The sequence below is a fragment of the Aerococcus agrisoli genome (genome assembly GCF_003797145.1).
Taxonomy (GTDB): Bacteria; Bacillota; Bacilli; order Lactobacillales; family Aerococcaceae; genus Aerococcus; species Aerococcus agrisoli.
Window position 1 is genome coordinate 114,487 of record NZ_RKMG01000001.1, and the last position, 12,408, is coordinate 126,894.

Annotated in this window: 9 protein-coding genes; all 9 read left to right on the forward strand. The window is 40.7% G+C overall.

Features of this window, described 5'->3' with window-relative positions:
* Positions 1-263: 263 nt before the first annotated feature.
* The 9 genes from EF384_RS00455 (at position 264) to EF384_RS00495 (ending at position 12,252) form a co-directional block, all read left to right on the forward strand.
* Complete coding sequence (locus EF384_RS00455; protein WP_094518154.1) at positions 264-1,142, forward strand: branched-chain amino acid ABC transporter permease; 879 nt, start codon at positions 264-266, stop codon at positions 1,140-1,142.
* Positions 1,143-1,149: 7 nt separating this feature from the next.
* Positions 1,150-2,136, forward strand: coding sequence for a branched-chain amino acid ABC transporter permease (locus EF384_RS00460; RefSeq protein WP_123779037.1), 987 nt, complete (start codon positions 1,150-1,152; stop codon positions 2,134-2,136).
* A 2-nt stretch (positions 2,137-2,138) separates the two neighbouring features.
* Entirely contained in the window at positions 2,139-2,912 is a 774-nt protein-coding gene (locus EF384_RS00465) for an ABC transporter ATP-binding protein (protein ID WP_094518156.1), read from the forward strand.
* 9 nt (positions 2,913-2,921) lie between these two features.
* Positions 2,922-3,635 carry an ABC transporter ATP-binding protein gene (locus EF384_RS00470; RefSeq protein WP_199445725.1) on the forward strand — a complete coding sequence of 238 codons (714 nt, stop codon included), beginning with the start codon at positions 2,922-2,924 and terminating at the stop codon, positions 3,633-3,635.
* Positions 3,636-3,830: 195 nt separating this feature from the next.
* The gene (locus EF384_RS00475; RefSeq protein ID WP_123779038.1) at positions 3,831-4,559 is read left to right on the forward strand and encodes a glycoside hydrolase family 73 protein; all 729 of its coding nucleotides are present in this window, start codon (positions 3,831-3,833) and stop codon (positions 4,557-4,559) included.
* 92 nt (positions 4,560-4,651) lie between these two features.
* Entirely contained in the window at positions 4,652-5,308 is a 657-nt protein-coding gene (locus EF384_RS00480; protein ID WP_123779039.1) for a GntR family transcriptional regulator, read from the forward strand.
* A gap of 1,167 nt (positions 5,309-6,475) precedes the next feature.
* The gene (locus EF384_RS00485) at positions 6,476-9,007 is read left to right on the forward strand and encodes a UvrD-helicase domain-containing protein (RefSeq protein ID WP_123779040.1); all 2,532 of its coding nucleotides are present in this window, start codon (positions 6,476-6,478) and stop codon (positions 9,005-9,007) included.
* A gap of 38 nt (positions 9,008-9,045) precedes the next feature.
* Positions 9,046-11,058: an NAD-dependent DNA ligase LigA gene (gene ligA / locus EF384_RS00490; protein WP_123779041.1), complete on the forward strand. Its 2,013-nt coding sequence runs from the start codon at positions 9,046-9,048 to the stop codon at positions 11,056-11,058.
* Positions 11,059-11,130: 72 nt separating this feature from the next.
* Complete coding sequence (locus EF384_RS00495; protein WP_094518160.1) at positions 11,131-12,252, forward strand: CamS family sex pheromone protein; 1,122 nt, start codon at positions 11,131-11,133, stop codon at positions 12,250-12,252.
* Positions 12,253-12,408 lie beyond the last annotated feature (156 nt).

The following is a 12,408-nucleotide window of genomic DNA, read 5'->3' on the forward strand; positions in this document are numbered from 1 at the left end:
TGATTATCACTATCATAGCTTGATAATGTTAAGGATATACTTTTAGCCTGTGGTGGGTGGTTCCCCTGGGGTCTAAGGCATATATGTGTGAGATGGGAGAAAAACTCATTTTCTCATAAAAATCTGACATGGCTAATAACAAGCTTGTTTTATAAGAAAGAAATGTGTGATCCAACTAGTTCACTGCAAGTTAAAGAGGACTAGATGCAGATTGCTTGGGTGTAAACCCGTATAAGTATTAAAGGAAAAGGAAGTGAATTATTATGGAGATGTTTATGCAACAGCTCGTAAACGGACTCTCTTTGGGTAGTATTTATGCCCTAATGGCGCTTGGTTATACAATGGTTTATGGAATCATTGGTTTGATTAACTTTGCCCACGGTGATGTATATATGGTTGGGGCCTTCTTTGGCTTTTGGTTGATTACAGGGTTAGGTGTGCCTGTTATTCCAGCACTAATTATTACAATGATTTTTACAGCAATTTTAGGGGTTATCATCGAACGTGTGGCTTATAAACCACTACGTAAATCAACTCGTATTGCAGCCTTAATTACAGCCATCGGTGTTTCTTATTTATTACAAAATGCAATGATTTATTGGGTTGGACCGGAAGTTCGTGCTTTCCCTACAACTTTACCAAATCTAGCAATTGACTTGGGTATCTTTACGATTTCGACACAACAAGTTGTGATCTTTATCGTAACAATCATTTTAATGGCAGCTTTACAATATATTGTAAAATCTACCAAAATGGGTCAAGGTATGCGTGCCGTTTCTGTTGATGCAGATGCAGCGCGATTGATGGGGATTTCAGTAGATACAATTATTTCCTTTACCTTCGCAATTGGTTCAGCTTTAGCTGGTGCTGGTGGGGTATTGGTAGGTATCTACTATAACTCAATCTCTCCAACAATGGGTCTTACCCCTGGTATTAAAGCTTTCGTAGCGGCAGTACTTGGTGGTATTGGTTCAATTCCAGGTGCGATGTTGGGTGGATTATTAATCGGTGTTATTGAATCTATGGTATCTATGATCGGCCTTTCTACTTGGCGTGATGCTGCAGTTTACTTCATCTTGATTATTATCCTTGTCTTCAGACCTAGCGGATTGTTAGGTAAGAGCACGCAAGAGAAAGTATAGGAGGGTTATGATGAAAAAAGAATCATGGGCAAAGAGCTTCTTTACGAAACCAACATTAACTTGGATTGCTGTGATTTTAGGAGTTTTCTTCTTAATCATGGCAGCCTATCTTCTAGGTTTAGTAACGTCGTTCTATCAAAACATTTTAATTACAATTGGGATCAATATGATCCTTGCAGTAGGGCTTAACCTTGTAGTAGGTTACGCAGGTCAGTTCTCTTTAGGACATGCCGGATTTATGGCGATTGGTGCCTATGTGGGTGCTATCGTTTCAATGCAAATCCCTGGTGAAGGTGGTTTTCTTTTAGGTATGGTTGCGGGTGCAGTACTAGCAGCAATCGTGGCTTTAATCGTTGGTGTACCGACTTTACGTTTAAAAGGTGACTATTTAGCAATTGCTACGTTAGGTGCATCTGAAATTATCCGTATCGTTATTCAAAACTTGGAAATTACCAATGGTGCCGCTGGTATCTCTGGTATTCCAATGAACGTTACTTGGATTACGCTATACATCTTCATCGTACTAACAACCTTATTAGTTGTTAACTACATCCACTCTAGTCCTGGTCGTGCAACGATTGCCGTTCGTGAGAATGAAATCGCAGCTGAATCAGTTGGGGTCAAAACAACAAAATATAAAATTATTGCTTTCGTAATTGGTGCGATTACTGCATCTATTGCGGGTAGTTTATATGCTGGTTACTTCTCTGTTATTAACCCATCTCAATTTACCTTCCAACGTTCAATCGATGTATTAATCATTGTTGTATTCGGTGGTATTGGTTCTATTACTGGTTCATTCGTAGCAGCAATCGTGCTAGGTTTGTTAAACTCAGTGTTAGCACCTTTAGGTCAATTACGTATGGTATTCTACGGTATCGCTATTATTGCCATCATGATATTCAAACCATCAGGCTTAATGGGTGAATATGAATTACAATTCAGCAAATTCTTTAACCGTAAAAAGAAAAAATCTGACAAAGAGGAGGCATAACCATGTCATTATTAAGCATCCAGGATTTAAGTAAAAATTTTGGCGGGTTAGCCGCCGTTTCTAATGTAAACATTGAACTAGAAAATAATGAGCTTGTTGGTCTTATCGGTCCCAATGGTGCTGGTAAAACAACACTTTTCAACTTGTTGACTGGTGTATATGTACCAAGTTCTGGTGAAGTTAAAATGACCACCGAAAAAGGTGAAGTTTTATTAAACGGTAAAGAACCAAGCGTTATTAACGAACTTGGTCTTGCACGTACTTTCCAAAATATTCGTTTATTCGGGAACTTGACTGTTTTAGACAATGTGCTAGTTGCATTGCATACAAAACATGGGGCAAACTTCTGGGCGTCTGTATTACGTACACCTAGCTTCTACCGTAATCGTCAAGAGTTAGAAGAACGTGCAATTGAGTTGCTACGTATTTTTAACCTTCAAGATTTAGTAAAAGAAAAAGCGAAAAACTTACCTTATGGGCAACAACGTCGTTTGGAAATTGTCCGTGCCTTAGCTACTGAACCTAAGATTTTATTCTTAGATGAGCCAGCTGCAGGGATGAACCCAAATGAAACAGCCGAATTAACTGAATTGATTCGTCAAATTCAAAAAGATTTTGATATTACTGTAGTCTTGATCGAACATGATATGTCATTAGTTATGAACGTTTGTGAACGTATCTATGTACTTGAATATGGTAAATTAATTGCCCACGGTACTCCAAGCGAAATTCAACAGAATCCAGCAGTTATCAAAGCGTACTTAGGAGGCGAGTAAAATATGGCAATGTTAGAAATTAATGATTTGAAAGTCTCTTACGGGATGATTGAGGCCATTAAAGGGATTAGCCTTGAAGTAAATCAAGGTGAAATCGTATCTTTAATCGGTTCCAATGGTGCAGGTAAATCTACGACACTTCGTACAATTTCAGGTATTAAGCCTGCTAAGAGCGGATCAATTGTATACGAAGGCAAAGATATCACGAAAGCATCTGCAATGAGTATTGTGAAAGATGGTATTTCTCAAGTACCAGAAGGACGTCACGTATTTAAAGGGATGACCGTTAAGGAAAACCTTATGATGGGTGCCTTCACTCGTAAAGATCGTGATGCCTTGAAAGCCGATATGGAAAAAGCATTTGAATACTTCCCAATCATCAAGGAACGTCTAAACCAAGATGCCGCTACTTTATCTGGTGGGGAACAACAAATGGTTGCCATGGCGAGAGCTTTAATGTCTCAACCTAAATTGTTACTATTGGATGAACCTTCAATGGGGCTTGCGCCTTTATTCATTAAACAAATCTTCAATATTATTCAAGAAATTAATGAAGCGGGTACCACAGTACTATTGATTGAACAAAATGCTAAACAAGCACTAACCATTTCTCATCGTGCATACGTAATGGAAACTGGTCGTATCACTTTAACCGGTACAGGTGCTGAGTTGTTAACATCTGAAAAAGTCCAAGAAGCGTATCTTGGTGGTGCGAAAGCATAATATAATTATCATATAAACGTAATAAAGAGTTGGGTAATCGTAATGGATTATGCAACTCTTTTTTTGTATAATGCATGTGCACATTATGGACAAGTGGGCCATGAGCTAGCCGTGTGATTTTTGATTGTAAGACTAGACTCAAGACCTAAGCTAGGGACTTATATAAATGATATGATTTGAGGGAGGGGGTGACATATGTTGAAACAGAAACGACGGAAGGGTTTATTGGCGAAGACAGGCATGCAGTTACAGCAGAAGCTGCAGCGTGCATTTCGTAATGGTTTGAAACATAAGAAAAGATATATGCCTAAGAAAAAACGTGACGCGCGAAGAAAGTGGCTGTGGCTTTTGCTAGTCTTCTTTGTGGGTCTATTTTTGTGGCAATCACAGGACACCACAGTTGAAGACGGCAGTACAGGTACAGTAACCGAAACGCCAACTGAGGACTACACAGACCAAGAATTTATTCAGTTAATTGGAGAATATGCGGTGGCAGAATATCCAAAATCGCAAGTACTACCAAGTATTGTTGTTGCGCAAGCAGTGCTAGAATCTGATTTTGGTCGTAGTGACCTATCCAGTAAGTATTTCAATTTATTCGGACGTAAAGCCTATTCAGAATCGGAACCAAGTGTGGATTTACCAACCCAAGAATTCGTGAACGGCGCATTTGTCACTGTGGATGAACCTTTCCGTGTATACGCCTCTTGGCAAGAATCTGTTGCAGACCACGGGGAATTGTTGGCCAATGGTACTTCTTGGAATAATGCGCATTACGATCAGGTGATAAATGCCGCCGATTATCAACATGCGGCATACGCTTTACAAGAAGCGGGTTACGCGACAGATCCAAATTATGCCGAGACTTTGATCGACGTAATTGAGGCATATGATCTAACAAAATTCGATAACTTAGTAAAATAAACAAATTATGTTTGCAATGGATTATATTCCGGTGTATTATTAAAGATGAACAATATCTCGGTATATTGTACTTTTTACAGGGGGGTAGAACCGTGGCAAAGTCTAAAAGCTATAAGGATATTGCATACCAATATCTGAAAGAACAAATTGATAGCAATCTGCTATTACCTGACACACACTTAAAAGAAGTAGAAATTGCAGAGACATTAGGTATGAGCCGAACGCCGGTTCGAAAAGCCATGGCTCAACTTGCTGAAGAGGATTATATCCGAATTGAACAGTATAAAGGGGCAGTTGTTGCAAAGAATGCCTTGAATGCGCGGGCGATTGTGGAACGTTTGCAATTTATTGAATTGTTGACGATGAACTTATTCCAACAGATGCAAAATAAAGATGTACAAGTGGATGTTCAAAAGGTCGAAACCTTGAAAGACGAGATTAATGCATCTTTGACAAATTTCCAATTGGAGGCCTATTTTGATACGGAATTTAGAATGTTTACCTATTTAGTATCATTCTATCCAAACTCTTACTTCAGACAGGTGACCTTAAATACAATTCAACCTTTGCATGAATTGTATATCAAAGAATCTAAGGAAGATCCAACTTTCTTCAGACGTGAAGCGAAGGACTTGAATGAGAACTACGCGACCATGCTAGAAGCCTTAATAGAAAAGGATTATGCCTTGGCGCGTAAACAAGCCCGTATCTGGATTAACCAACTGATCTTATATCAAATCAATAAATAACGTTTTTTAAGAGAATTGGCCACTGTGGTCAATTCTTTTTTTGTGAAAAAGGGTGTGGATGATATTTGGTATTTTTTCTGTCGGGTGGTGAACGTCTAGGGCAATTGGATATTCAGACGAAAGTTTTTTTAAAGTTGGGCTATCAATCATAAATTTTTAGGCGCTTTTCAAATATGGGATTTCATATTTGAATATTTCGCTATTTTTTCAAGTATAGGATTTCGTTCTTGAATATTTCGCTATTTTTTCAAATATGGGATTTCATTCTTTAATCTTGCTGGATAGGGGCTGAACATTTTTCCTATCATCCTATCCAGTCGAGTTCGGATCTCCAGAAAGCCTCTCGCTTCAGATTAGCTCGCCGATGACTTACATCATCGTCATCACTAATCTTCCAACTGATCTTATATCAAATCAATAAATAGCATTTTTTAAGAGAATTGGCCACTGTGGTCAATTCTTTTTTTGTGAAAAAGGGTGTGGATGATATTTGGTGTTTTTTCTGTCGGGTGGTGAACGTCTAGGGCAATTGGATATTCAGACGAAAGATTTTTAAAAGTTGGGCTATCAATCATAAATTTTCAGGCGCTTTTCAAATATGGGATTTTATATTTGAATATTTGGCTATTTTTTCAAGTATGGGGTTTCATACTTGAATAGTTCGCTGTTTTTTCAAATATGGGATTTCGTTCTTTAATAGTTAGTTACTCGTATTAAGTATGGGATTTCATATTTGAATATTTCGCTATTTTTTCAAGTATAGGCTGTCGTTCTTGAATATTTCGCTGTTTTTTCAAATATGGGATTTCATTCTTTAAACCAAGCTGGTTAGGAGCTGAACATTTTTTCAATTATCCTATCCAGTCGAGTTCGGATCTCCAGAAAGCCTCTCGCTTCAGATTAGCTCGCCGATGACTTACATCATCGTCATCACTAATCTTCCACCGACGGCTTTCTAAGCGTCGATCCTCTCATCCTATCCAGTCGAGTTCGTTCGGGCAGACAGGTCTCCACTTCGAACATATTTGCAGCAAGTTGCACTCGCTACTGCATATGTCCTTCAGTGTTACCTGTCTAAACGCCCTCCCTCTCATCCTATAATTATTGAACGGGTGTTCTATTAATGGTAGACTTATCATTGAAACTATAGGGAAGGTGGCCTAAGAAATGGCACTGAATCAATTTACCAAAGGCTTGAATGATAAGCAAAGAGAGGCTGTTGAGCATACTGAAGGTCCGCTCTTAATTATGGCCGGTGCGGGTAGTGGGAAGACACGTGTTTTGACCCACCGTATGGCTTATATTTTAAGCGAGAAGGATGTGAATCCATGGAATATCTTAGCAATCACCTTTACCAATAAGGCTGCTAAGGAGATGAAGGAGCGTGTGTCTGCGCTTGTCGGTCCGGATGCCAATGATATGTGGGTCTCGACTTTTCACTCCATGTGCGTACGTATTTTGCGTCGTGAGGCGGAGGCAATTGGCTTTACTCGTTCGTTCACCATTGCTGATCCATCTGAACAACAAACTTTAGTGAAACGTATTATCAAAGAATTAAATCTAGATAAAGACAAATTTTCCCACAAAATGATTTTGGGGAAAATTTCTGATGCGAAGAATAATCTGATGTTACCAGATGACTATCGTGAAAATTACTCAGGCTACATCGAAGATATTATTGCGGATGTGTATGAACGCTACCAAAAAGGCTTACAAGCGGCGCAATCATTCGACTTCGATGATTTAATTATGTATACAGTGAAATTATTCGATCAACAACCTGAGATTTTGAAATATTACCAACAAAAATTTCACTATATTCATGTCGATGAATATCAAGATACCAACGAGGCCCAATATAAATTGGTGAAACACCTAGGGGCTTACTTCAAAAATGTTTGTGTGGTTGGGGATGCTGACCAATCAATCTATGGTTGGCGTGGTGCCAATATGGAAAACATCTTGAATTTTGAACATGACTATCCAAATTCTACGACGATTTTGCTAGAGCAAAATTACCGTTCTACCAAGAATATTTTGCAAGCGGCCAATAATGTCATCAATCAAAATAACAATCGTAAGGACAAAACCCTGTGGACTGATAATGACAAAGGGGATTTGATTTCTTATTACCGCGCGCAAAATGAACGCGATGAGTCCAACTATGTCATCTCTAAAATTAAGGATCACCTAAAAAATGATGGTTATCATTATGGTGATTTTGCGATTTTATACCGTACCAACGCCCAATCGCGTGTAATGGAAGAAAATTTGGTGAAAGCCAATATGCCATACCGCATTGTCGGTGGTTTGAAATTCTACGACCGTAAAGAAATTAAAGACGTCTTAGCTTACTTGAAATTACTAGCTAATCCGGCTGATAATTTATCTTTTACCCGTATTATCAATGTACCAAAACGTGGGATTGGTCCGGGGACGTTAGAAAAATTAACCCGTTTTGCAAGCCAACAAGGCATTTCTTTACTTCAAGCAGCATCGTTAGTGGACTATTCGCCTATTACAGGTAAGGGTGCAACGAGTTTGAAGGAATTTGCCCAAACCATGACTGATCTCCAAGCTGAGCGTGCCTTCCTACCAATTCAAGAATTAGTGGAAGAAGTCTTGAAAAAAACCAACTATCTCAAAGACTTGGAAAGTCAAAAAACACTTGAAGCGGATGCCCGTATTGATAATATTCACGAATTCATTTCCGTAACCCAAGAGTTCGACAAACGTTGGGAAGCGGACCGTAATTTGCGTGAACAAGAAGCGACAATCGCTGCACAAGAAGAGGAAAATCGTGATTTCGACTTAACACCAACCAATCTAGCAACAGGTGACCAAACGGCAACACCATTAAACGCAGATGGTACCTTCAACTTATTTGACACCAATGAAATTCTAGCAGAACTCGACAATGTGATGGATCAACCAATCGAGGAAGATGCCTTAATGGGCTTCATTACTGACCTGGCCTTGGTATCTGACTTAGACAATCAAGACGTTAACCAACAAGGCGAACTAACCCTGATGACCCTTCATGCGGCCAAAGGACTTGAATTCCCGGTTGTATTCATTATTGGGATGGAAGAAGGCATGTTCCCATTGGCGCGTGCAGCCAAGGACGAAGACGAATTAGAAGAAGAACGCCGTCTAGCCTATGTGGGTATCACACGAGCAGAACAAAAACTCTATATTACCAACTCTCTATCACGCTTGCTGTACGGGCAATACCAATCAAATCCAGCCTCAAGATTCATCGCTGAAATTGACCCAGAAGTCTTAGATGATAGCGAAAATGAGCGCTCTGTATTCCAACCTACCAGTTCCTATGATTCACCATTTGGCGCTAGTAGTGGGTCATCCTCATATGCATCAACGACTAGCTTCGGTGGTGCGAGTGCGAATCGTCGCTCAGCGAACACCTATGAGCGCGCAAACGTGCGTTCATTCTATGACCGCAAGCAAGAGGAGAAACGTTCTGTCTTTGATCCAGTAAACAAGAAGCCAGATGGTGAGGTGGTCGAAGGGCCTGTAACCTGGGCAATTGGCGATAAGGCCGTCCACAAGAAATGGGGCGTGGGCACGGTGGTGAAAGTATCTGGTTCCGGAAATGACCAGGAGTTGGACATTGCCTTTCCAAACCAAGGTATCAAGCGCTTGCTGTCAGCCTTTGCACCTATTCAAAAACAAGCGTAATACTTTTTGTAAAAAGAGATTTTTAAAGGAGATTGAAGATGACAAAGGATGCGCAACAACATATTGATGTCTTGCGAATGGAAGAGTTGACGGATCAGTTGAATGATTATGCCTACCAATATTATGCTTTGGATAATCCAACGATTTCGGATCAGGAGTATGACCAACTGTATCGTGAGTTGCAGGCGTTAGAGGCCAAGTATCCTGAGTTTGTGTTGGCAGAATCGCCAACGCAACGAGTGGGGGATGCGGTGAGTGAGGTCTTTTCTAAGGTGACGCATTCGCAACCCATGATGTCGCTAGGGAATGCCTTTAATTTTGCTGAAGTGAATAAATTCGTGGAGGATGCTAAACGTTTGGTGGATGGGCCAATTCGTTTCGTCTGTGAATTAAAAATTGACGGTCTGTCCGTAGCCATTCAATATGAGAACGGCCGTTATGTCCGTGCTGCAACGCGTGGAGACGGGGTGGTGGGTGAGGATATCACTAACAACGTTCGGACCATTAAGTCAGTACCGATGAAGCTACGTCAAGCGATTGATATCGAGGTGCGTGGGGAAATTTATATGCCGAAAGCATCATTCGTAGCCTTAAATGAGCAACGCGAAGAGGCTGGTCTGCCAACCTTTGCCAACCCTCGTAACGCAGCAGCAGGGTCTATTCGTCAGCTAGATGCTAATGTAACATCACGTCGTAACTTGAGTATTTTCCTATATTCAGGTGTATTCTCTGACCAAGTGCCTATTCATAGCCAATCTGATCTGTTCGAGATTTTCCCAGATTATGGTTTGCGGGTAAATCCTATGTATCGTATTTGTGAAACAGCTGCTGAAATTCAAGCCTACATTGAAGAGATGACGGCTAAACGTCATGAATTACCGTACGGTATTGATGGTATCGTTATCAAGGTAGATGCGTTTGAAGACCAAGAAACGCTGGGCTATACAGTGAAAGCACCGAAATGGGCTATTGCCTACAAATTCCAAGCCGAAGAAGTGGAAACAGTGGTGCATGATATTGAGTGGACCGTTGGCCGTACGGGTGTGGTTACACCAACTGCCATCATGGAGCCAGTCTTATTAGATGGTTCAACCGTACAACGCGCGAGCTTGCACAATATGGACCTCATTGAAGCTAAGGATATTCGTTTACATGATACCGTAGTGATCCATAAAGCAGGCGATATTATTCCGGAAGTGGTACATGTGGTTTTAGATAAGCGTCCGGAAGACTCAGTAGCTTATCCAAAACCGACAGTTTGTCCGGCTTGTCATAGTGACTTGGTGCATCTTGAAGATGAAGTCGCATTGCGATGTGTGAATCCAGCTTGTCCGGCGCAGGTCAAGGAAAAATTGAACCATTTCGTTTCACGTGACGCTATGAATATTACAGGTGTTGGCCCAAGTGTCTTAGATCAAATGTACGAGAAGGCGAACGTGAAAAGTCCGGCTGACTTATACCATGTGACAAAAGACCAATTGATGACGCTAGATAAGATTGGCGACAAGTCCTCTGATAAAATTATACAAGCCATTGACGACTCTAAGGATAATTCCTTAGAACGATTGCTGTTTGGTTTGGGTATCCGCCATGTTGGCGCGAAAGCGGCCCGTCAAATTGCGGAAGTCTATCCTTCGATGGCTGAAATCATGGTTCAAGATGTTGCAGCCTTTACTAATATTGAAGGAATTGGCGAAACGATTGCTGATTCGGTGGTTGCCTTTTTCGCAACAGATGGGGTACAAGATTTAGTAACATCCCTAAAAGATAGTGGGGTCAATATGACCTATAAGGGACCAGCTAAGGCCGAAATTGAAGCGGTGGATTCCTTCTGGGCGGGTAAGACGGTCGTCCTAACAGGTAAATTGAGTCAATACACACGTCCGGAAGCCAAGAAAGCGATTGAAGCACTTGGTGGGAATGTGACGGGATCAGTTTCTAAGAAAACGGATATTTTGGTGGCCGGTGAAGATGCTGGTTCGAAATTGACGAAAGCCCAAGATTTAGGGGTTACGATTTTCTCTGAACAAGACATGGTGGACAAGTTATAATATAATAAGACAATAGAAGAAATAGAATGTACTTGGGATTGGGTAAAAACTCAAGTGAAGAAAGGGAATGCTGTGTTGAAAATAAAAAAATACCATTCATTAGCAATCGTAATGCTAGCCAGTTTTGCCTTAGCGGCATGCCAAAATGGCGAATCTGATGTGAGCCAAGCATCGAGTACATCCTCAACAGAGACACAAAGTAGCCAAAATCAAACGGATCAATTATCGACGGAATACTATTCCTCATATATTCAAGATGGCACTTACCAAATTAATGGGGCTTCAGGATTGGTATCCGGTGATACTTCTCAAGCCAATTTAGAAAATTTGGAGCGTGGTCTATATGACTTAGCCCAAAATATCTTTGCAACAGAAGACTATTCACTAAAAGAAGGCCAAGTGCTCAGTGAAGATACCGTTAACGAGTGGTTGGGCGCTAAATCTGATGACAATCCAAATGGTTTGAACCCAGCTGGTGCCTTATCTGAAACGATTGATGGCTTTGAACCGCGTTATCTAAACTCCATTATGGAATACGATTTTGTGAATGCCAATGGTGACGTAGCTGGGATTTCAATCGGTTTGGCCATGAATTATGCTGATACCTTTACCAGTGATTCAGATTCACAAGAGGTGGAAATCACCGCTGATCAACGTATTGAACAGGGGAAAGCGATGGCTGAAACCATTGTCAGCCGTATCCGTGAGAATGAGGCCTACGCCAACATACCTATCCACATTGCCGTTTTTGAAAATGCGGCTTCAGGTGACTTGGGTGGCGGTACGTACACGACAGACGCCGTATCCTCAAGTGGTACGAGCTTTGGTGACTGGTCTAGCTATACCAAAGATTATGTAGTATATGGTGTCGATGATGCGCCAAATGAAGAAGACACTGTCTCTTTCACACGATTCCGTGATCAAGTTTCAAGCTTCTACCCACAACTTTCTGGTTTATCAGGCGTTGGTTACTATGAAGATAATGAATTGAAGAAGATCAACATCATCATCAATAGCCAATTTGATGGCTATTCTGAAGTCATTGCCGTAGCGCAACAAGCAATTGCGACTGCCAACAGTGTCTTCAAAACAAATGTCGAAATTCAAATCCAAGTCGTGACAGCAGATGGCGTTCGTGCCCTGTTATCACGTCCACAAGATGCGGATACATTTGACTATGTCTTGGTAAATTAGTTCTGGTGTTATATTTTTTAACATAAAAGAATTGATTAACAAGGTGATACCTGGTGTAATAGGCAAGACCTTGATGAAAAGGCTTGCCTATTGCTTTTTCAAAAAAATACCAATGTTAGTTTAATTAACATTGTTGATATAGTCGGTTTATGCTAA